The organism is Sphingobium sp. RS1, from assembly GCF_056156825.1.
The window spans coordinates 3,623,682-3,645,156 of the sequence record NZ_JBLZXE010000002.1 but is presented as its reverse complement, the minus strand read 5'-3'; the positions used below and the strand labels follow the sequence as shown (position 1 = coordinate 3,645,156).

Sequence of the window (21,475 nt, the reverse complement as noted above, 5' to 3'; positions counted from 1 at the left end):
AAAGCAACCCTATAGCAGCTTTGGCTGTCTATGACGAATTTCGCGCGCCCTAGCGCAAAATCATGGGGCTGGCCAGTGCCTCCCCGTAGAGGCGCGCATAAGCATTTACCATATCATGCTCGGCATAGTCGCATGCCGCACGCTGGCGGTTCGCAGCCCCCAGCCGCGCGCGCAGATCGGCATCGTCTGCCAGCGCGCCAAGCGCATCCGCCAGTTCCGCCTCGGTATCGACCACGAAGGGCCGGTTTTCCGGTGCCACCATGTTCGCGACGTCGCCCACATTCATCGACGCCGCCGGCACGCCGGCCGCCATCGCCTCCACCAGCGATATGGGGAATTGCTCGCTGTCGGACGATAGCGCGAAAATGTCGAACAGGCCGACGAAGCGCCACGGACGGTCCATGAAACCCGCCATATGCATGTCGGTCAGCCCGTGCGCCGCAGCCTCTGCCAGGATCGCCTCGCGCTCGGGCCCCTCGCCCACCACGACCAGTTGCAACCGATCCTTGTGCGCGGCCACGGCCCGAACGAGGCGCGGAATATTCTTCACCGCGCGCAGCCCGGCGAGCGTACCGACCAGCAGCTTCCCCGGCGAACGCACGAGGCCGGGGATCGCGTCCGACGCCGGCGCTTGTGCATAACGATCGACGTCGATGCCGTTGCGGATCAGGTGCAAGCGGTCCACCGGCTGCTTCCAGACGGAGCGGGCAATCCCTTCCAGCCGGACCGAAGGCACCACCATACCATAGGCGCGTTGCAGGGCGAGGCGGCGGAACAGGTTGCGCTTCGTCTTCAACCCTTGGGTTTCATCCGCGTTGAACCCGTCCTCATGATGGATCAGCGGGGGAAGGCCAGCCGATGCGCCGGCCAGCCGATGCGCCATCACTGCGTCCATCGATCCCCAATTATAGGTGAGGATCAGGTCGAACTGCTTGAGGAAGGCGGTGATGACCCGATAGCGGGCCAGTCCCGGCTTGCCTGCGAAGGACGGGCTGTCGGGATAGTCGACGGCGACATTCGAATCGATCGCGTCGCGCGCGCCCATCGCCTGCGGATCGGCGCTCGCGATGCTATGGCGCGCCTTGTCGCCCCACAGGTTCATCAAGCGCACGGCGCGTGCTTCCTTGCCGCCCAGGCTGAAGCTGCCATGGACGTGCAAGATGTGCGGCGGCCTATCCATGCAGCACCCGCGCGAGCAATCGATCGATCGCCGCCACGCTTTCCGGCTCGTCCAGCGCCGGCGCATGGCCAACGCCCGGCACGGTTGCCAGTTCAGCACTGAGGCCGATTCCGTCCACCATGCGCCGCGCGGAAGCCTCGGACAGCAAATCGGATCGCTCGCCACGCAGCAGCAGCGTCGGAATACCGTCAAATGCCTGCATCACCGGCCACATGTCGACGCCCGACTCGCTGCCCATGGCGCGGATCGGCTCGGCGATCTTCATGTCATAATCCAGCACGACGCGGCCGCCGCTGTTTAGGCGATAGAGGCGTTTCGCCATGGCCAGCCATTGTTCCAGATCATAATTCGGATAGACATCCGCATTGGCCTCCGCCAGCGCGCGGGCGGCATGGACCCAGGTGGGGTGCGACTGGCCGACGCCGACATAGGATCTGATCCGATCCAGCCCGCCTTCATCCAGCGCCGGGCCAACATCATTCAATAACGCACCCGCCAGCCATTCCTTGTGCGTGGCCGCGATCAGCATGGTGATGATGCCGCCCAGCGAGGTGCCGACCGCGACGAAGCGGGTGATGGCAAGGTCCGCGAGCAACCGGCTGATATCCTGCAAATAGGTTAGCGGGACATAGGTCATCGCGTCCTTGGCATAGGCGCTTTCGGCGCGGCCGCGCATATCCGGGCAGATCAGCCGCCATTCCCCGGCCAGCCGGCCGGCCAACGGCTCGAAATCGCGCGCATTGCGGGTCAGCCCCGGCAGGCAGAGCAATGGTGGACGACCGTCATCGCCCCCTTCATAGTCCCGATAATGGAGCCGCAGCCCATCGGGTGACCACCAATATCCGTCCTTATAGCCGCTCAAGCTTGATCCTTCAGGTGACCTTCCCCCATATCGCCATATGATCCAGACGCCGCAAGCCGCCAAATATCGTCCCGCCACCGAAATCGATACGCTGATGCCCGACATCGCCGATCCTGTCGTGGCGGCGGACTTCCCCAAAACCATCCTGCGCTACCGCAACGACCGCGCCGCCGCCTCGGTGGGCCTCGATGACCTCAGCGATGACGAGTGGATCGCCCATTTCGGCCGCTTCGCACCGCTGGAAGGCAGCCTGCCCCGCCCGCTGGCGCTGCGCTATCACGGCCATCAGTTCCGCCATTATAATCCCGATATCGGTGACGGGCGCGGCTTCCTGTTCGCGCAATTGCGCGACAAAGCCAGTCGATTGCTGGACCTGGGCACTAAGGGATCGGGCCAGACCCCCTATAGCCGCTTTGGCGACGGGCGCCTGACGCTGAAAGGCGGCGTGCGCGAGATATTGGCGACCGAGATGCTGGAGGCATTGGGCGTCAACACCTCGAAGACCCTTTCCATCATCGAGACGGGCGAGGCGCTGGAGCGCAACGATGAACCCTCCCCCACGCGCGGCGCCGTGATGGTGCGGCTCAGCCATTCGCATATCCGCATCGGTTCCTTCCAGCGCGCGGCCTTCCATGACGACCAGGCGTTGCTGGCAAGACTGACCGACTATGCCCTCACCCGGCTTTATGAAGAAGCGCCGGGCGACAATCCGTCCGCCCAATTGCTCGGCCGCGTGGTGGAGCGCACCGCCGACCTCGCCGCCAGCTACATGGTGGCGGGATTCGTCCATGGCGTGCTCAACAGCGACAATATCAACGTCACCGGCGAAAGCTTCGACTATGGCCCGTGGCGTTTCACCCCGTTGTGGGACGCCAATTTCACCGCCGCCTATTTCGATCATCAGGGCCTTTACGCCTTCGGCCGGCAGGCGGAAGCGATCCACTGGGATGTCGCCCAACTGGCCGTGTCGCTGCGCCCGCTGACGGAAGCCCCGCCGCTGATTGCGGAACTGGAACGCTTCCCGACCCTCTATGGCGAGGCCATGCAGCGCCGCTTCTGCTGGAGACTGGGCGTCGCGCCCGATGCCGACCCTGCCCCCATGATCGAGGCTGCCGTCCGCGCGATGGTGACGACCGCCACCCCGATCGACCGGTTTTTCCATGACTGGCGTGGCGGGGTACCCCGCGACGATGCCGCCTATGCCGACGGCGCCTGGGGCCAATTTCGCGAAAAGATCGCGGATTGCATCGCCATATCCGGTGCAAGGGACCATCCCTATTGGTCCGACGCCACCCCCTGCTCCATGCATATCGAAGAGGTCGAGGCGATCTGGAACGCCATCGACAAGGATGACGACTGGTCGCCCCTCCATGCCAAAGTCGCCGCGATCCGGCGCATGGGCGAAGCGTTGAACGTCCCCGCAGACTGAAAATAATCAGACCGATGGAACTATGTTAACGACATGGTGATTATCATGGATTAATCTTCCCGAGATCCTGCAACCTTTGGCGGCAATATGATCGAGCGCGATTTGTCTGATCCGGATGGGATAATCACCATCCGCTCCTCCGGTGACTGGACGCCGTCGGAACTGGACGCGCATTTCAAGATCTTGCGGGAAATCATCGCCAAACGACGGCGCAATGGCGAGCCCATCCGCGTGCTCTCGGACCTCAGCAGCGCGCAAGATCATAAGATGGGCATCAATGACGACATATTGGCAGAATGCCACCGTAGCTATCTGCCGGGCGATCGGGTCGCCATCCTGACCCCGGGCCAGTCGGCTAAGCAATGGTTGCGCGAACGGCTTCGCGGGTCGGAGGTGGCGGCCTTCTGCTCCCGCCTGCCGGCCGAAATGTGGCTGATGGCCGACGACCTGCCGCCACCCCAATAGCGGCGGCCATCGCGCAATACTTCCCATTCGCATCTATTTTCCTTAACCAATTTCGGCCATACCGCTTTCCAAATGGTCGCGCCGCTCACATCCCACGAACCTGCCACCGGCACCCTGCTCTGGCAGGGCGAACCCGGAAACGTCGATGCAGAGGTGGCGCGCGCACGCGCGGCCTGGCCCAAATGGGCGGCCCAGCCGATCGCCTATCGCATCGAAACCCTGCGCCGCTTCGTCAATGTCGTGCGCAAGCATGAGGATGCGCTGGCAGACCTGATCGCCCGCGAAACCGGCAAGCCGTTATGGGACGCCCGCAATGAAGTCGCCGCCGTCATGGGCAAGGTCGACATCAGCGTCGCTGCCTATTCCGAACGGACCGGGCAACGCCGGCTCGAAGCGGCCCTGGGCGCGCGCCAGTCGGTGCGGCACAAGCCCCATGGCGTGATGGCCGTGCTCGGCCCCTATAATTTCCCGGCCCATCTGCCCAACGGCCATATCATTCCCGCCCTGCTCGCCGGCAATGCCGTGGTCTTCAAGCCATCGGAAAAGACGCCGGCCGTCGGCGAAATGCTGGTCAAACTCTATCATGAGGCCGGGGTGCCGGTGGATGCCATGCGCCTGCTGATCGGCGGCGCGGATGCGGGCAAGGCGCTGGCCGCCCATCCCGATGTCGGCGGCATCCTCTTCACCGGATCGGCCCAGACCGGCATTGCGATCAACCGGCAATTCGCCGCCCAGCCGTCGAAGATCCTCGCCCTCGAAATGGGCGGCAACAACCCGATCATCGTCTGGGACACGCCCGAAATCAGCGCGGCGGCGACACTGGTGGTCCAGTCCGCCTTCATGACCAGCGGCCAGCGCTGCACCGCCGCCAGCCGCCTCATCGTGCGCGACAGCATCGCCGACCGGTTGGTAAGCGAGGTCAAGAAACTGGCCGACCGGCTGATCGTCGATCATCCCCATGCCGATCCCGCTCCCTATATGGGCCCCGTGATCGACAATCAGGCCGCCGACGGACTGACCGAAAGCTTCCTTTATCTGATGAGCAACGGCGGCCGGCCGATCAAGCATATGGTGCGGCCGCACAAAGGCCTGCCCTTCCTGTCCCCTGCCATCATCGATGTAACCGCCATGAAGGAGCGGCCCGATGTCGAACTGTTTGGCCCTTTGCTGCAAGTGATCCGCGTCTCGGACTTCGGCGAAGCGATAGCGGAGGCGAACAACACGCGCTACGGCCTGTCCGCTTCACTGATCGGCGGGTCGCCCGAACAATATAACCAGTTCTGGGCCAATATCCGCGCCGGCCTCATCAACTGGAACCGGCCGACCAACGGCGCCTCCTCCTCGGCTCCATTCGGCGGCACCGGCATATCGGGCAACCACCGCCCCAGCGCCTATTATGCCGCGGATTATTGCGCCTATCCGGTCGTATCGGCGGAGATCGAAACGCCCCGCGCCTCGATCGGTGTTGGACTTAAGGACATCGACGTCGCCGCCATGGGCGATTGAGCCGAAAACATTTCCTAACCCCCTGCATACCCATTCTGAATTGAACTTGGCGTCCGCTTTCGCCATCTGGCCATCATGGCTGATAAAGCATCCTCGACCGTCCATCTGGTAGGCGCAGGCCCCGGCGATCCGGACCTGCTGACCATTAAGGCTGCGCGCCTGATCGGCGCGGCCGACGTGATCGTGCATGACGGCCTAGTGTCGGACGCCATTCTTGCCCTCGCATCGCCGGATGCCGAATTCATTTCGGTCGCCAAACAGCGCAGCCGTCATTCCATGCCGCAGGAGGCGATCAACCAACTTCTCGTCGACTTCGCCCGCGAAGGGCGCAGCGTTGTGCGGTTGAAGGGCGGCGATCCCTTCATCTTCGGCCGGGGCGGCGAGGAAGTCGATGCCTGCCGCGCCGCCGGCGTGCCGGTGGAGGTCGTACCGGGCATCAGCGCCGCGATCGGTAGCGCTGCGTCCGCGCAACTCCCCCTGACCCATCGCGAAGCATCCAGCGCGGTCAGCTTCGTGGCCGGCCAGTGCAAGGGGCTGACGGATCAGGACTGGTCCGGCCTGGCGGGTAAAGGGCGCACGCTCGTCATCTATATGGGCGTCGCGACTGCCGCCGACATCGCCGACAAGCTGATCGCCGACGGCGTATCGCCGAACTTGCCAGTGGCGGTGCTGGAAAATGGCACGCGCGCGGACATGCGGACTCTGCGCACCCTGCTCGCCGATCTGGGCGATATGGTGGTGCGGGAAAAGGTGGTCAGCCCGGCGCTGATCGTTGTCGGTGAAGTGGCGGCGCATGCGCTGGCGCAGGACAGCCTGATCGCCTATCGCGATAGCTGTCTGCATGGGGCATTGAATATCGAAGGCCCGGCAACGACCGGACCGGATGGGAAATGGGTAGAATGAAGATATTGACGGGCAATGACCTGGTGAGCGGCGACGTCATCTGGTGGGCAGGCGACGGCTGGTCGCGACAGGTCGGCGACAGCGCCGACGTCGGCGATCATGGCGACGACATCGCCCGCACCGAGGAAGCCGCGCTGCGCGTCGTGGGCGCCTATGTGATCGATGCGACCGTCACGGACGAAGGCGTGCGTCCGGCCCATATCAAGGACCGTATCCGTGCCCTCGGCCCGACGGTGCGCCCCGACCTCAATCTCAAACCGAATGATGCCGACGCCGGCAATTGGGTGATCTGACCATGTATCGCTATGACAGCTACGACCAGTCCATCGTCGACGCCCGTGTCGATGAATTTCGCGATCAGGTGCAGCGCCGCTTGACCGGCGCGCTGACGGAGGACCAGTTCAAGCCGCTGCGGCTGATGAACGGCCTCTACCTTCAGCTTCACGCCTATATGCTGCGCGTTGCCATCCCCTATGGCACGCTCAGCGGCAAGCAGATGCGCAAGCTGGGCGAGATCGCGGCCAAATATGACAAGGGCTATGGCCACTTCACCACGCGCCAGAACCTGCAATATAACTGGATCAAGCTGGCCGACGCGCCCGACATCCTCGCCGAACTGGCGACCGTCGAGATGCACGCAATCCAGACCAGCGGCAATTGCATCCGCAACATCAGCTCCGACCAATATGCCGGCGTCAGCGCCGACGAGGTGGCGGACCCCCGCCCCTGGGCCGAGCTGCTGCGCCAATGGTCGAGCTTCCACCCGGAATTCACCTATCTGCCGCGCAAGTTCAAGATCGCGGTGATTGCGTCAGACGATGATCGCGCGGCGATGCGCCTGCACGATATCGGCCTGAAGCTGGTGTCGAAGGATGGTGTGATCGGTGCCGAAGTCTATGCCGGCGGCGGCATGGGCCGCACCCCGATGGTCGCCCCGCTGATCCGCGACTTCGTGCCGGAGGAGGAGATCGTCTCCTATCTGGAAGCGTGCCTGCGCGTCTACAATCGCTACGGCCGTCGCGACAACAAGTATAAGGCACGCATCAAAATTCTGGTCCATGAGATCGGCGTCGAGGAGTATAAGCGGCAGGTCGAGGAAGAGTTCGCCCATATGCGCGAGCTTGGCCTTAACCCGCCGATCGAGGAGCTGGATCGTATCCGCGCTTTCTTCGCCAACCCGGCTTATGAAACGGGCCTGAGCGAAGAGATCGACCGCGCCGATCCGGCCTTTGCTCTGTGGGTCGATCGTCAGGTCGCCGCGCACAAGGTGCCGGGCTACGCGATCGTCAATATCAGCCTGAAGCCGCTGACCGGCATCCCCGGCGACGCGTCGGCCGAGCAGATCGAACTGGTTGCGACGCTGGCCGAGCAGTACAGCCTCGACGAACTGCGCGTCACCCATGCGCAGAACCTCGTTCTCCCGCATGTAAAGAAGGCGGACCTGTACGCCATCTGGCAAAAGCTGGAAGAAGCAGGGCTGGCCGAAGCGAATCTCGACCTCATCACCGACATCATCGCCTGCCCCGGCCTGGATTATTGCGCGCTCGCCAATGCGCGCTCGATTCCCTTGGCGCAGAAGATCGCGCAGCGTTTCGCCGACGCCGAACGTCAGGCTGAACTGGGCGAGCTGAAGCTCAAGATTTCGGGCTGCATCAACGCCTGCGGCCACCATCATGCCGGCCATATCGGCATTCTGGGCGTCGACCGGAAGGGCGTGGAGAATTTCCAGCTGCTGCTCGGTGGATCGGGCGCGGAGGATGCGTCGCTCGGCCAGATCACCGGCCCCGGCTTCTCCGAGGATGGCGTGGTCGACGCGATCGAGAAGGTCACGGACATCTATCTCGCGCAGCGCACCGACGGGGAGCGCTTCCTCGATACCTATCGCCGCATAGGCATGAAGCCCTTCAAGGAGGCGATCTATGGTTGAGTTCCTGTCCTTCCGCGACGGTGAAGCCGCGCAGGAACCCGCCGTCACGGTCGAATCCTTCACCGGCCAGTCCAACGCCACCGCCGTCCGCATCGAGCCGGGCGAGGATGCGCGCGAACTGCTGCCACATCTCGATCGCCTGTCGTTGGTCGAAGTGAACTTCCCGGCTTATGGCGACGGGCGCGGCTATTCGGCTGCGCGCATCCTGCGGGAATCGGGCTATCAGGGCGAATTGCGCGCCGTGGGCGATGTGCTGGTCGACCAGATCAATGCCATGCGCCGCTGCGGCTTCGACAGTTTCCACCCTGCAAAGCCGCTGGATGACGCTGCCGTAGAGCGCGCGCTCAACCGCTATGCCGACGTCTATCAAAAGGCGATCGATGGCCGCCAGCCCGTCTGGGCGAAACGGCATCCGGAGAAAATTGATGGCTGAACCTGCCCGCCAGATCGATGTTATTGACGCCCGCCCTGCCTTTACCCAGGGGCAAGCCGACGCGCTCAACGCGCGCTTCGAGGGCGTCGATACGCTGACCATGCTCAAGACCGTGTTTGCGGAAGGACTCGCCGGCAATGTCGCCGTCGTCTCCTCTTTCGGCACGGAAAGCGCGGTGCTGCTCGATCTGGTGGCCAAGGCAGACCGGAATGTCCCGGTGATTTTCGTCGACACGCTCAAGATGTTCGCCGAAACGCTCAACTATCGAGACACGCTCATCGCGCGCTTCGGCTTCACCGACAGCCGCACCGTCGCGCCGATCGCCGACGTCATCGCGAAGAAGGACGAAACGGGCCTGCGCTGGTCCTATGACCCGGATGGCTGCTGCGAAATCCGCAAGGTGGAGCCGATGAAGCGCGCCAAGGATGGCCTGGACGCCTGGATTTCGGGCCGCAAGGCGTTCCAGTCGGTAACGCGCCAGAACCTGCCCCGCTTCGAGGTGGAGGATGGCCGGCTGAAGCTCAACCCGCTGGGCGACTGGACCAAGGCCGATCTGGAAGTCTATTTCGACCGCGAGAACCTGCCGCGTCACCCGCTGGAGGCACAGGGCTATCTGTCGATCGGCTGCGAACCCTGCACATCCAAGGTAATGCCGGGCGAAGACCCGCGCGCCGGGCGCTGGCGCGGCTGGGACAAGGTGGAATGCGGTATTCATTCGCCTGTATCGCCGATCCCGGCCGTAGATCCAGAGGACCCGGCCAACCTGCCAGCCTTCTGATTGAAGTATCCGTTTCCCGCATTTTGCGAGCCGTCATCTGTTCCATATAACTTCAAAATGCTCTGATATTTCTACAGCGATACCGGTCGGCGGGGTTCCATACCCCGCCGTGCCTCGCTATGGCACCGCCATCCCGGCCTGATGGGTCGCAGCGCGGGCAGATAATCGACATGGCAGATTTTCGGTGATCGCACGGCTGCGTCTGTACCGCCGACGGCTGCGTGTCCTGATGCGCCGCCATGGCCCCGAAGCGCTGATCTGGCGCCGTCGCATCGCCATATTGGCCGGCGCCGTGCTGGTCGGCCTGACCGCCCTGCTCTTCGCCGAACTGGCTGACCATGCCGGTGCGCTGTTCCGTCGCATGATTGCCTGGTGCTGGTGGCTGCCGCTGATCGTCACCCCTCTGGGCTTCGCCAGCTTCGCCTGGATCACGATGAAGATTGCTCCTGCGGCAAAAGGCTCCGGCATCCCCCAAGTCATAGCGGCATCGCGCAATCCCGATGAAGGCATGAAGGCGCTGGTGTCGGCACGCACCGCCTTCGTCAAATTCTGGCTGACCATCGGCACATTGCTGTTCGGTGCATCGGTCGGCCGCGAAGGCCCGACGGTACAGATCGCTGCCAGCATCATGGGCTATGCCCACCGGATCATGCGCATTCCTCTGCGCGCTTCCGTCTTCATCGCGGGTGGCGCGGCCGGCGTGGCGGGCGCATTCAACACGCCGCTGGCCGGTGTCGCCTTCGCCATCGAGGAACTGGCTGCCGCCTATGAGCAGCGCATGACGTTGCTGGTCATGGCCGCCGTGCTGATCGCCGGCATGGTCAGCCTGGGTCTGGCCGGCGACTATGTCTATTTCGGCGTCATGCGCCAGACGCTCAGCGTCCATGACGCACTGATCGCTGCGCCTGTCGCCGGCTTTCTGGGCGGCATCGCCGGCGGCCTCTTCTCCCGGCTGATGTTGGCGTCCGGCACGACAAGTTTCTCGCCGATCGCGTGGCTTCGGGCACGGCCCGTCATCATGGCGCTGGCCTGCGGCATCATCGTCGCCCTTGTCGGCGTGACGACCGGCCTCACCTGGGGCACCGGCTATGAAACCGCCCATAATGTCATCAGCGGCGATGATGTGCCGCTCTGGTTCGGCGCGGCCAAGTTCGTTTCGACGCTGGCGACGGCGGTGTCGGGCCTGCCCGGCGGCATCTTTGCACCATCGCTGTCAGTCGGTGCCGGCATCGGCGACATGCTGCGCAGCCTCTTTCCGACCTATCCGCAGGGCGCGGTCGTGTTGCTGGGCATGGTCGCCTATTTCACCGGCGTGGTGCGCGCGCCGCTGACCGCTGTCATCATCATTTCCGAAACGACGGCCAGCCGCGGCCTGATGATGCCCCTGCTCGCCGCCGCGCTCGTCGCCGATTTCTCGGCGCAACTGGTCAGCAAGGAACGGCTCTATCACGGCCTCGCCAAGCGGTTCGAACTGCCCAAGCACTGAATCTGTCTCGACCGCGTAACAATATTGCAATCGGCTGGACGGATCGTGCCAGTCGCGCAATACACTCGGCCCTATTGTCAAAGGCATAAGGGAGTCGCCCATGGACCGTCGTCAATTCCTCGCCACCAGCGGCGCCGCTGCGCTCGCCGTCGCCGCGCCGCGCACCTTTGCGCAGGCCGGCGCCGACGATGCCCGCCTCTCCGCCGCCTTCGCCGCGATCTTCGAGCGCCAGCTGGACCTGTCGCCTGCCTTCGTCACCAGCCTCGGCCTCGACAAGGGCGCCCGCACCGGCGCAAAGAGCCAGCTGGACGACAACAGCAAGTCGGCGATGATGAAGCGGCTGGCCGCCACCCAAGCTGCAATCAAGGAGCTGGAGGGCTATAAGAGCGCCAGCCTGTCCGACGCGCAGCGCCTGAACCTCGACGTCATCCTCTACGCGCTGGACCAGCAGACCATCGCGCCGGCCAAATTCGGCCTGAACAGCGCGGTGCGCCCCTATCGCATCTTCCAGCAGGGCGGCAGCTATTTCTCCACCCCCGACTTCCTCAACACCGCCCATACCATCAATGCGACGGCCGATTGCGATGCCTATGTCGCGCGGCTGGAGGCCTTCGCGCGCAATCTGCGCACCGACACCGCGCTCCAGCGGGATGAGGCAGCACGGGGCTATCTGGCACCGGGCTGGTCGCTCGACCTCACCCTTGGCCAGATGAAGAAGCTGCGCGGCCAGAGCGCCGCCGACAGTTCGATGGTCCAGTCGCTCGTCAAGCGCGCGGCAGCCAAGGGGCTGGCCGGCGACTGGCAGACGCAGGCGGCAGCGGTGGTCGAAAAATCCATCTATCCCGCGCTGGATGAACAGATCGCCGCGATCGAGGCGCTGCGTGGCAAGACGGCAGCGGGCGACGGCATCTGGCGCACCCCGCGCGGCGACGAAATCTACGCCGCTGCGCTCAAGAGCGCGACCACGACCGACCTGACCGCCGACCAGATTCACGCCATGGGTCTGGAGCAGGTCGCCGACCTTTCCGCCCAGCTGGACGTCATCCTGAAGGGCGCCGGCCGCACCAGCGGATCGATCGGCGAACGCCTCGCGGCGCTCAATGTCGATCCGGCACAGCTTTATCCGGACAGCGCGGAGGGCCGGGCGGCCCTGCTCGCCCAGCTCAATCGCGACGTCGACGCGATGAAGGCGAAACTTCCCAACGCCTTCACCACCATTCCTGACACTGCGCTGGAAATCCGCGCAGTGCCGGTGGAGATCCAGGATGGCGCATCCAACGGCTATTATAACCGCGCCGCGCTGGATGGATCACGCCCCGCTATCTACTTCATCAACCTGAAGGATGTCGGCGACTGGCCGAAATATGGCCTGCCCTCGCTCACCTATCATGAAGGCGTGCCGGGGCATCATCTCCAGATTTCGACCGCACAAAATGCGGGCGACGTGCCGATGCTGCGCAAGACCGCCTTCATGAGCGCCTATACCGAAGGCTGGGCGCTCTATGCCGAACAACTGGCGGACGAACTGGGCGGTTATGCAACGCCGATCGACCGGGCCGGCTATCTCCAGTCGTTCCTGTTCCGTGCGGCCCGGCTGGTGGTCGACACCGGCATTCATGCGAAGAAATGGAGCCGCGAGCAGGCGACCGACTATATGGTCGAAAAGACCGGCTTCGCTCGCCCCCGCTGCCAGCGCGAAGTCGAACGCTATTGCACCCAGCCGGGTCAGGCGACCAGTTACAAGGTCGGCCATGGCGTATGGAGCAAGGCGCGTCAGGATGCGCAGGCATCACTGGGCAAGGACTTCGATATCAAACAGTTCCACGCCATTCTTGAGGAAGGCGCGATGCCGCTGTCGATGCTGGAAAAGCGGGTGGCAGCACGCGCCAAGGCGGTGAAGGCTTAACCAACGTCCGTTCGTTTCGAGCGTGTCGAGAAACGGGAAGCGCCATTCCAGCCGATTCTCGACGTAGTTTATCCTGAGCGGCCGCCACAGGCGGCCGCCGAAGGGTTCGAAGCGAACGGGATTTATTACTGACTATTCGTAATCCAAATCCTGATAGCTGTCGTCCGCAATGTCGGAGAACCGGGTGATCTTGGCGTCGAACTTCATGCGGATGCGGCCGGTGGAGCCGTGCCGCTGTTTGGCGACGATTACTTCGGCCAGACCGTAGATGCGCTCCATATTCTCCTTCCACGCGGCATAGGCGGCCTCGTCGTCGGGCTTGGGCTCCTTGGCGGCCTCGTAATAATCCTCGCGAAACACGAACCAGACCATATCCGCATCCTGCTCGATCGAGCCGGACTCGCGAAGGTCGGAAAGCTGCGGCCGCTTGTCCTCGCGCTGTTCCACCGCGCGGCTGAGCTGCGACAGCGCCAGCACCGGCACGTGAAGTTCCTTCGCCAAAGTCTTCAGACCACGGGAAATTTCCGAAATTTCGTTCACGCGATTCTCGTTGCCGCGGCCGGTACCCTGGAGCAGCTGGAGATAGTCGACAACGATGAAGCCGATATCATGGCGACGCTTCAGACGACGTGCACGGGTGCGCAGCGCCGCGATCGTCAGGCCCGGCGTATCGTCGATAAACAACGGCAATTCCTGCAAGTCCCGCGCGGCACGGGACAGGTTCTGGAAATCCGCACGGCTGATCTTGCCCATGCGCAGCGCTTCGCCGGAGATGCCCGACTGTTCGGCCAGAACGCGGGTCGCCAGCTGGTCGGCCGACATTTCGAGCGAAAAGAAGGCCGTCTTGGCGCCCATATTCTTTTCGGCCGGGATGCCGTCCGCATTGTCGCGCAGCCAGCGTGACGCCGCATTATAGGCGATGTTGGTCGCCAGCGACGTCTTGCCCATGCCCGGACGACCGGCCAGGATCATCAAGTCCGAATTGTGCAGACCACCGATCTTGGCGTTCAGGCTGTTGATGCCGGTGGTGATCCCCGACACATGGCCGCCACTGTTGAGCGCGCGTTCCGCCACCTGCACGGCGGCGGTCGATGCGGTCAGGAAGCTCTTGACCGAACCCGTCTCGCCTTCGCCTTCGGACACTTTGTAGAGCGCGACTTCGGCCGCCTCGATCTGTTCGCGGGGATTAACATCCTCGCTGGTGTCCATAGCATTTTCAACCAGTTCCCGACCGACGCTGACAAGCTGGCGCAGCAGGGCGAGGTCGTAGATCTGACTTGCGAAGTCGCGCGCGCCGATCAGCGCCGCGCCGTTGCCGGTCAGTTGCGCCAGATAGGCCGCGCCGCCCAGTTCCTTCAATGCCGGGTCCTGCTCCAGCATCGGTTTCAGCGTCACCGGATTGGCGACCATGTCCTTGTCCAGCAGGCGCATGATCGCGTCATAGATGCGGCCATGCAGCGGCTCGAAATAATGTTCGGCCTTCAGCTTGAGCTGCACATCTTCGGCAATGCGATTGTCGATCATGATCGCGCCCAGCAGCGCGGCCTCCGCCTCGACATTGCGCGGCAGTTCGGTTCCGCCCGTTTCGGCGGGATTGATTTTCAGCAGTTCGACCATCTGCCCTCTTTCCTCTCCCGGCCGGATGGGCGCAAGGGGCTAAACCCAAGCATCTGTGGATAAGTCCCGCTTGCATTTCGGCGCGCATCGCCGCACTGACAGTTCGCTAACATATGGCCGATCCGCGCATCATAGACATCCAGCTGGACCAGCGCACGATCCTGTGGCGCAATGCCGACGTGGAGCAGGAACGGCGCATCGCGATTTTCGACCTGCTGGAGGATAATCATTTCGCGCCCCAGCGGGTGCATGCCGACGGCTATGCCGGCCCCTATAAGGTGGTCCTGCGGGTCGAGGACGGGCGGCTGGCGATCGAGATCAACAGAGAGGATGACACGCCGCTGGAGGCGATCATCCTCGGCCTCGGCCGGTTCCGCCGCCCGATCCGCGAATATTTCGCCATTTGCGACAGCTATTATCAGGCGATCAGCAACGCTTCCCCGCAACAGATCGAGACGGTGGACATGGCCCGGCGCGCGATCCACAACGATGCGGCGGAGGTGCTGAAGGAACGGCTGGAGGGCAAGATCGAGGTCGATTTCGACACGGCGCGCCGACTTTTCACGCTCATCTGCGTGCTGCATATCAAGGGGTAAGACGATCAGGGTTGTGACTTTGGGTGGCCTGCTGGTCCGCATCGGGGCGGGACTGGCGGTGGTCGCGGCGCTGGCCTTGGCGCTGTGGCTCTATGCGCGCGCCTGGGCGCCCGATCGCGATCAATATCCGGTACAGGGCGTCAGCATCAGTGCGGACAATGGCCCGGTCGACTGGGGCACGCTGGCGGCACAGGGCGCTGACTTCGCTTATATCCGCGCGGGCGACGCCGCCGATCATCGTGACCCGGCCTTTGCCGCCAACTGGCGGGGCGCGCGGGCGGCCGGCATGCGCTATGGCGCGCTGATCGAATTCACCCCCTGCCGCCTTGCCAGCGACCAGGCGACCCGTTTCATGACCACTGTCCCGCGTGACAATGCCGCGCTGCCCCCGGTCATCCGCCTCGCCTTCACATCGGCCTGCACCGCCCGGCCGAACCGCGACCTGCTGCTGTCGGAACTCAACACCATGGTCAATCTGGTCGAGGGGCATGCGGGCAAGACCGTCCTGCTCAACGTCAGCGAGGATTTCGACAAGGCCTATGATATCGGCTCGGGCATCAACCGGACGCTGTGGCTGGACGGCAATTTCTTCCCGCCCGATTATGCCACACGGCCCTGGGTGATGTGGACAGCCAGCGACATGCGGCATATCGACGGCGTCGATGGTCCGGTCCGGTGGAATGTGGTGGCGCCCTGATGCACGATAATGAACAACGAGTTGGACAACTGATTGCGGCAGCGCGCGAGGCGATGGACAATGCCCACGCCCCCTATAGCCGCTTTGCCGTGGGCGCCGCCGTGCGCCTGACCGACGGCAGCATCGTCACCGGCTGCAACTTCGAAAATGCGAGCTACGGCCTGTCGCTCTGCGCCGAAACGGTGGCGCTGGCCACGGTCAACGCGCAAGGTCGTTTCGGTGACGTAACGGAAATCGCGGTTGTGGGCGGCGCCATGGATGCCGGCGAGGAAGCACTCGTCACCCCCTGTGGCCGCTGCCGCCAGATCATGAACGAGGCCGAGCAGATGGCCGGCCGCACCCTCGCCATCTATTGCGCCACGCCCAGCGGCGACCGCATCCTCGACCTCAAGGTCGCAGACCTCCTCCCCCATGCCTTCGGTCCCGCGGACCTGGGCATCGGCCCCATGACAAAGAGCTGACACGACATGGCCATTCTTTCCGACAAATGGATTCGCGAACAGGCACTTTCCAACGGCATGATCGAGCCGTTCGTGGAAAGCCAGCGGCGCGAGGGCTGCATCAGCTACGGCCTGTCCTCCTATGGCTATGACGCGCGGGTGGCGGACGAGTTCAAGATCTTCACCAATGTCGACAGCACGATCGTCGACCCGAAGGATTTCGATCCCAAGAATTTCGTCGATCGCAAGACCGACTGCTGCATCATCCCGCCCAACAGCTTCGCGTTGGCCCGCACGGTCGAATATTTCCGCGTACCGCGCGACGTGCTGGTCATCTGCCTCGGCAAGTCCACCTACGCCCGCTGCGGCATCATCGTGAACGTGACACCGCTGGAGCCGGGCTGGGAGGGGCATGTGACGCTGGAATTTTCCAACACGACGCCCCTCCCCGCGAAGATCTACGCCAATGAAGGCGCCTGCCAGTTCCTGTTCCTTCAGGGCAATGAGCCGTGCGAGGTCAGCTACGCCGACCGCGCTGGCAAATATATGGGGCAGCAGGGGGTGACTTTTCCCCGCCTGTGATGCGACTATCGCGGCCATGACGTTCTGGCGCAGAGCAGCGCGCAATGCATCGCCTCCGCCCGATATCGGGGCAGACCGGCGGGTCTATGCGATCGGCGACGTGCATGGCTGCACGGCCCTGCTCGATGAACTGCTGGCGCTGATCGCGCAGGATGACAGCGCCCGGCCGCGCAAGCGCATCAGCCTGATCCTGCTGGGCGACCTGATCGACCGCGGCCCCGATTCACGCGCCGTGGTGGAACGGGTGATGGCGCTGACGGCATCGGGCGGCGATGTCCGCTGCCTGAAGGGCAATCATGAGGAAGCCTTCATCCTGGCGGCGCGCGGCGACGTTCGCGCCCTGCCGGTCTTCCGCCGCATGGAGGGGGACGCCACGCTCGCCAGCTACGGCCTCGACCCGGCGTTGTTCCGCATCATGAGCGATCAGGAAATTGCCGACTGGATGCAGGCCAACGTGCCGCGCGCCCATGTCGATTTCCTGGATGCATTGCCCGACAGCATCGCCATGGGCGACTATCTGTTCGTCCATGCCGGTATCCGCCCCGGCGTGCCGATCGAGGATCAGAGCGCGGCCGACCTGCGCTGGATCAGGCGCGAATTTCTCGACCATCGCGGCCAGCACCCGATGATGATCGTCCATGGCCACAGCATCAGCCCGGATGTGGACGAACGGGCCGGGCGCATCGGCATCGACACCGGCGCCTTCCTGTCCGGGCGGCTCACCGCCCTTGGCCTTGAAGGTACCGACCGCTGGGTGATCCAGACCAGCGCCTGAACAGGGCCACATGGCGATAGTGCGCGACAAACATGTCGCGTTGAACGGTGCCCCTCTCCCTATTGTCGATCACTGGTATCGAACATCATGCGGTGCCGCCTCTCCTTTTCCAATTTTCGGCTAGACAGGGCTCGATCCGTCGCCTAACCGCTCTTGCGAGTTATTATCATTAACTTGTCAGCATAGAGTGGACTGATCGACATGGCTTCCAGGGCTTCTCCCCCACCCCAATATCGACTGGCGGTTGCCAGCCGCATCCTGGCCGCGATCCCGCTCAACTATGCCCTGACCGCCATCGTCACCGCCCTGCTGGCCCGTCACCTGCCGCTGGCTCGCGCAGAAGCCAGCATTGCCGCAACCCTCGCCTCCTTCTTCATCTTCGCGCTGATCGCCATGGCGATCTTCCACGCCCGGTCGACCACGAAAGTCTGGGTCTGGATGATCGGCAGCACCGCCTTGCACGGCGGCGCGCTCGCTTTGTCGCTCCAGATCGGAGGCCGGCTGTGAAGGACGGGTTCCGGCAATCGATGGCCTGGCTCCACACCTGGACCGGACTGCTGTTCGGCTGGTTGCTGTTCGCCATGTTCGTGACCGGCACAGCGGCCTATTTCCAGGAGGAAATCAGCCGCTGGATGAAGCCGGAAGTGACCGCCGCGCCCGATCATGAGGCAGCCACGCAGGCGGCGATAACCTATCTTCACCGCACCCAGCCCGACGCGGAAAGCTGGTTCATATCGCCCCCGTCAGCGCGCAGCCCCACGGTCAGCACCTTCTGGCAACCCCGCAAGGTGGAGGGCGAGCCACCCCGCAAAAGGGGCCGGCGCGGCGACACCAGCGCCACGCTGGACGGCCAGGGACAGCCGGTCACCGCGCGCGACACCCGTGGCGGCTTCTTCCTCTACCGCTTCCATTTCGACCTGCATTATATCCCGGTCCACTGGGCGCGCTATCTGGTCGGCGTCGCCGCGATGTTCATGCTGATCGCGATCCTGAGCGGCATCGTCACCCACAAGAAGATCTTTGCCGACTTCTTCATGCTGCGCTTTGGCAAGGGGCAGCGCAGCTGGCTCGACGCGCATAATGTCACCGCCGTCTTCGCCCTGCCCTTCTATCTGATGATTACCTATACCGGGCTGGTCACGCTTGCGACCCAATATATGCCCTGGGGCATTGCCGCCAACTATGCATCGGCCGACACGTTTTTCGAAGAGGTGTTCCCCGGCCGCAAGGAGGTGGAGCGTTCCGGCATCGCTGCGCCGCTGGTTCCGGTGGCGCCGCTGATAGAGATTGCCAGCCAGCGCTGGAACGGCGCGGAGGTCGGATCGGTCCGCGTCGCCCTGCCCGGCGACCAGAACAGCAGCATCACCCTGACCCGCGCCTCCAGCGGCGCGATCGGATCGCGCGGCGAAAGCCTGGTCTTTTCCGGCGCCACCGGCGACCTGCTGGAAGAAAGCCCCACGGCTGGCGGCGCGATGCAGACGCAAAGCGTGATGATCGGCCTGCACGCTGGCCGCTTCGCCGGCTGGGGGTTGCGCTGGCTCTATTTCCTGTCCGGCATCGGCGGCACCGTCATGGTCGGCAGCGGCCTTGTCCTGTGGACGGTCAAGCGCCGCGCGAAGCTGGCCGACCCGGCGCGCCCGCATGTCGGCTTCCGCATCGTCAGCCGCATGAATATCGCCGCCATCGCCGGTCTGCCTGCGGGCATCGCCGCCTATTTCCTCGCCAACCGCCTGCTGCCGCTGGGCATGGCCGGGCGCGCGGAATGGGAAATCCACAGCCTCTTCATCCTGTGGGGTGCAACGCTGGTCTGGGCCATCGCCCGTCCCGAAAAGCGCGCCTGGGTGGAAAGCCTGGCGCTGGCCGGCGGCCTGTTCGCTGCTGTCCCGGTCATCAATGCGCTGACAGTGCCGCGCAACGGCATCATGGGCCTGTTGTCGGGCGACTGGCTGTTCGTCGCCTTCGACATCGCCATGCTGATGCTCGCCGCCGGCTTCGGCTTCGCCGCCCGCAAGGCTGCCCGCGCCACCACCGCAAAGCCGCCGCGCCGCGCGCGCGCGATCAAGGAAGAACTGGCCACCGCATGACCCACATCATCGCCATCGCGCTCTGCATCATCGGCTTCGCCTGCCTGTGTGCCGCCATGGTGCGCCACCAGCCCGATTTGATCGGCCGCAAGCTGGATGCGGGCACGAGCCGCATGCTGCGCCACGCGGGCAGCGCCCTGTTGCTGGCGGCACTGGCTGTCGACATGATCGGCCTGGGGGCGGGCTATGGCGCGGTTGCGTGGTGCGGCCATCTGACACTGGGCGCCGGGCTGGTCCTGTTCCGCCTGAATCGTGCGATATCGCGCCAGCCGGCCAAGGTGAAACCAGCGCCAAAGACATGATCGCCCCAAGAAGATTCCGTTCAGGCTGAACCTGTCGAAGCCCACTCTCTTCTCGACGCCAAAGAAGAAAAGCCCTTCGACAGGCTCAGGTTGAACGGATTTTGGAGGAATTTAGAGCGCGACAACTTATCGCTTTATCATCATTGCGAGCGTAGCGAAGCAATCCATGCGCGTGACCGTAGATTGCTTCGCTACGCTCGCAATGACGGAGTGGGTCAACCTTAGCTCATCGTGCTTTAGCCTCTTACCGCCACCCCTTCGCAACCGCCGCCTTCTCCCCCGCAGCATCGACCGGCGCACCGGCGATCAGTGCATCCACCGTCGCCATCACCCGCGCGTCGGCGGAAGATGCCTGACGATAGGCCGTTTCCTGCCCCACCCCCGGCAGCATCTGCTGCACTTGCCAGCCAGCATCCTCGCGACAGGCCACGCCCGCCATCGCGCCATCGAAGCTGCGGCACCAGCCGCCGCCCTTGCGCTGGAAGGTCAGGCCGATGCGGATCGCCGCGCCATCCTGCGCCGACGCCAACTGGCCATCGAGCGCGCTGGCCAGTTGCCCTTGAGCAACCATCACGCCGTCCTTCATGCCGACCGGTCCGGCCTCTCCGCCGGAAAAGCGGCCCACGCCAAGGCCCAGCAGCAGGCTGGCGGCGATCGCGCCACCCATCGCCCAGCCGCCCCAGCGCCGGGCGGGTCCCACCATCGGCACCACCGTCTCGCTCGCTTCCAGCAAGCTACGCAACCGATCAGGCACCGGTTCCTGCGCGACCGGCGCATAATGGCCTGCGAGCCGTTCCCGCAGCCGCCGATGCTGCGCCAGCCTTTCGGCCAGAGCCGGATCGCCCGCTGCGGCACGCTCCACCCGGCGGCGGTTCACCTCGTCCAGTTCGCCGTCGACCAGCGCGATCAGCATGGCTTCGTCGATATCCGTCATGCCGCTTCTCCCATCAATTCCAACAATGCGCCGCGTCCCCGGACCAGCCGCGATGTCAGCGTGCCCATGGGGATATCCAGCACCGCCGCCGCCTCCTTGTAGGAAAGCCCTTCCACCAGCACGAGCGCGATCGCCTCGCGCTGTTCTTCGGGCAGGGCCTGCATCGCCCGGTCGACGTCGGACAGCATCATATGCGCCTCCACATCGCGATCGCCGGCATGGCCGACGGTCAGGCCCGCCTCCTCCGGGGCAAAAGTCTTTGCCGCGCGCTGGCGAGCGCGGGCCTCGTCAATCCACAGGTTGCGCATGATCCGGTACATCCAGCTATCCAGACGGGTGCCCGGCTGCCACTGATCGCGTGCCTTGAGGCCACGCTCCAACGCGGCCTGGCACAGATCGTCCCCATCGGCGCGATCCCGCGACAGGCTGGCGGCAAAGCGCCGCAGCCGGGGCAGGATCGCCAGCAGGTCGCGTTCGAATGACATCGATACTCCGTCGCTTGTTCGAAGGATGAAACGCGCCAGCCCATCCGTTTCATCCCGGACGACAGATGACGAATGGACATTTTTTCGC

Annotated in this window: 23 protein-coding genes; 18 read left to right on the top strand and 5 right to left on the bottom strand. The window is 64.2% G+C overall.

What is annotated here, in order from left to right; genetic code table 11:
* Window positions 1–49: 49 nt before the first annotated feature.
* Window positions 50–1,180, bottom strand: coding sequence for a glycosyltransferase (locus tag ACNHGR_RS19605; protein WP_475288173.1), 1,131 nt, complete (start codon window positions 1,178–1,180; stop codon window positions 50–52).
* On the bottom strand, window positions 1,173–2,042 hold the full coding sequence (locus ACNHGR_RS19600; protein ID WP_475288171.1) for an alpha/beta fold hydrolase: 870 nt from the start codon (window positions 2,040–2,042) through the stop codon (window positions 1,173–1,175). Before ACNHGR_RS19600 ends, ACNHGR_RS19605 begins: the two co-directional genes overlap by 8 nt.
* A 37-nt stretch (window positions 2,043–2,079) precedes the next feature.
* Between ACNHGR_RS19600 and ACNHGR_RS19595 the strand changes: the two genes are divergently transcribed.
* The 10 genes from ACNHGR_RS19595 (at window position 2,080) to ACNHGR_RS19550 (ending at window position 12,875) form a co-directional block, all read left to right on the top strand.
* Window positions 2,080–3,471 carry a protein adenylyltransferase SelO family protein gene (locus ACNHGR_RS19595; RefSeq protein WP_475288169.1) on the top strand — a complete coding sequence of 464 codons (1,392 nt, stop codon included), beginning with the start codon at window positions 2,080–2,082 and terminating at the stop codon, window positions 3,469–3,471.
* An 87-nt stretch (window positions 3,472–3,558) separates the two neighbouring features.
* Window positions 3,559–3,936: a hypothetical protein gene (locus ACNHGR_RS19590; RefSeq protein ID WP_184271065.1), complete on the top strand. Its 378-nt coding sequence runs from the start codon at window positions 3,559–3,561 to the stop codon at window positions 3,934–3,936.
* Between the two features lie 72 nt (window positions 3,937–4,008).
* Window positions 4,009–5,442 carry a succinylglutamate-semialdehyde dehydrogenase gene (gene astD / locus ACNHGR_RS19585; protein ID WP_475288168.1) on the top strand — a complete coding sequence of 478 codons (1,434 nt, stop codon included), beginning with the start codon at window positions 4,009–4,011 and terminating at the stop codon, window positions 5,440–5,442.
* Window positions 5,443–5,517: 75 nt separating this feature from the next.
* Window positions 5,518–6,345: a uroporphyrinogen-III C-methyltransferase gene (gene cobA, locus ACNHGR_RS19580; protein WP_475288166.1), complete on the top strand. Its 828-nt coding sequence runs from the start codon at window positions 5,518–5,520 to the stop codon at window positions 6,343–6,345.
* Window positions 6,342–6,638: a DUF2849 domain-containing protein gene (locus tag ACNHGR_RS19575; protein ID WP_475288164.1), complete on the top strand. Its 297-nt coding sequence runs from the start codon at window positions 6,342–6,344 to the stop codon at window positions 6,636–6,638. Before cobA ends, ACNHGR_RS19575 begins: the two co-directional genes overlap by 4 nt.
* Window positions 6,639–6,640: 2 nt before the next feature.
* Window positions 6,641–8,272, top strand: coding sequence for a nitrite/sulfite reductase (locus ACNHGR_RS19570; protein ID WP_475288488.1), 1,632 nt, complete (start codon window positions 6,641–6,643; stop codon window positions 8,270–8,272).
* Window positions 8,265–8,705 carry a DUF934 domain-containing protein gene (locus tag ACNHGR_RS19565; RefSeq protein WP_475288163.1) on the top strand — a complete coding sequence of 147 codons (441 nt, stop codon included), beginning with the start codon at window positions 8,265–8,267 and terminating at the stop codon, window positions 8,703–8,705. Before ACNHGR_RS19570 ends, ACNHGR_RS19565 begins: the two co-directional genes overlap by 8 nt.
* Window positions 8,698–9,483: a phosphoadenylyl-sulfate reductase gene (locus ACNHGR_RS19560; protein ID WP_184271051.1), complete on the top strand. Its 786-nt coding sequence runs from the start codon at window positions 8,698–8,700 to the stop codon at window positions 9,481–9,483. The genes ACNHGR_RS19565 and ACNHGR_RS19560 overlap by 8 nt, the downstream gene beginning before the upstream one ends.
* A 229-nt stretch (window positions 9,484–9,712) precedes the next feature.
* Window positions 9,713–10,969: a chloride channel protein gene (locus ACNHGR_RS19555; RefSeq protein ID WP_184272502.1), complete on the top strand. Its 1,257-nt coding sequence runs from the start codon at window positions 9,713–9,715 to the stop codon at window positions 10,967–10,969.
* Window positions 10,970–11,069: 100 nt separating this feature from the next.
* Complete coding sequence (locus tag ACNHGR_RS19550; RefSeq protein ID WP_475288162.1) at window positions 11,070–12,875, top strand: DUF885 domain-containing protein; 1,806 nt, start codon at window positions 11,070–11,072, stop codon at window positions 12,873–12,875.
* Between the two features lie 132 nt (window positions 12,876–13,007).
* Here the strand turns inward: ACNHGR_RS19550 and ACNHGR_RS19545 are convergent, their stop codons facing one another.
* Entirely contained in the window at window positions 13,008–14,492 is a 1,485-nt protein-coding gene (locus ACNHGR_RS19545) for a replicative DNA helicase (protein WP_184271045.1), read from the bottom strand.
* 113 nt (window positions 14,493–14,605) lie between these two features.
* On the opposite strand from ACNHGR_RS19545, the gene ACNHGR_RS19540 reads away from it, so the two are divergent.
* The 8 genes from ACNHGR_RS19540 to ACNHGR_RS19505 all read left to right on the top strand — a co-directional run bounded on the left by ACNHGR_RS19540 (window position 14,606) and on the right by ACNHGR_RS19505 (window position 19,968).
* A complete protein-coding gene (locus tag ACNHGR_RS19540) occupies window positions 14,606–15,088 on the top strand; it encodes a UPF0262 family protein (protein ID WP_184271042.1) in 483 nt (160 codons plus the stop codon).
* A gap of 13 nt (window positions 15,089–15,101) precedes the next feature.
* Complete coding sequence (locus ACNHGR_RS19535) at window positions 15,102–15,785, top strand: GH25 family lysozyme (protein WP_475288160.1); 684 nt, start codon at window positions 15,102–15,104, stop codon at window positions 15,783–15,785.
* Window positions 15,785–16,246, top strand: a complete 462-nt coding sequence (locus ACNHGR_RS19530) for a cytidine deaminase (RefSeq protein WP_475288159.1) — start codon at window positions 15,785–15,787, stop codon at window positions 16,244–16,246. The genes ACNHGR_RS19535 and ACNHGR_RS19530 overlap by 1 nt, the downstream gene beginning before the upstream one ends.
* A 6-nt stretch (window positions 16,247–16,252) precedes the next feature.
* Window positions 16,253–16,807 (top strand): dCTP deaminase, encoded by a 555-nt coding sequence (gene dcd, locus ACNHGR_RS19525; RefSeq protein ID WP_475288157.1) that lies wholly within the window; start codon window positions 16,253–16,255, stop codon window positions 16,805–16,807.
* Between the two features lie 16 nt (window positions 16,808–16,823).
* Window positions 16,824–17,582, top strand: a complete 759-nt coding sequence (locus tag ACNHGR_RS19520) for a metallophosphoesterase family protein (RefSeq protein WP_475288156.1) — start codon at window positions 16,824–16,826, stop codon at window positions 17,580–17,582.
* Window positions 17,583–17,783: 201 nt separating this feature from the next.
* A complete protein-coding gene (locus ACNHGR_RS19515) occupies window positions 17,784–18,089 on the top strand; it encodes a hypothetical protein (RefSeq protein ID WP_475288155.1) in 306 nt (101 codons plus the stop codon).
* Complete coding sequence (locus ACNHGR_RS19510; protein ID WP_475288153.1) at window positions 18,086–19,666, top strand: PepSY-associated TM helix domain-containing protein; 1,581 nt, start codon at window positions 18,086–18,088, stop codon at window positions 19,664–19,666. Before ACNHGR_RS19515 ends, ACNHGR_RS19510 begins: the two co-directional genes overlap by 4 nt.
* A complete protein-coding gene (locus ACNHGR_RS19505; protein ID WP_475288152.1) occupies window positions 19,663–19,968 on the top strand; it encodes a DUF3325 domain-containing protein in 306 nt (101 codons plus the stop codon). Before ACNHGR_RS19510 ends, ACNHGR_RS19505 begins: the two co-directional genes overlap by 4 nt.
* Before the next feature lie 244 nt (window positions 19,969–20,212).
* Here the strand turns inward: ACNHGR_RS19505 and ACNHGR_RS19500 are convergent, their stop codons facing one another.
* Together ACNHGR_RS19500 and ACNHGR_RS19495 are read right to left on the bottom strand one after the other, a co-directional pair.
* Window positions 20,213–20,902, bottom strand: a complete 690-nt coding sequence (locus ACNHGR_RS19500; protein ID WP_475288150.1) for an anti-sigma factor family protein — start codon at window positions 20,900–20,902, stop codon at window positions 20,213–20,215.
* The gene (locus ACNHGR_RS19495) at window positions 20,899–21,387 is read right to left on the bottom strand and encodes an RNA polymerase sigma factor (RefSeq protein ID WP_311267335.1); all 489 of its coding nucleotides are present in this window, start codon (window positions 21,385–21,387) and stop codon (window positions 20,899–20,901) included. Before ACNHGR_RS19495 ends, ACNHGR_RS19500 begins: the two co-directional genes overlap by 4 nt.
* Between the last annotated feature and the right edge of the window lie 88 nt (window positions 21,388–21,475).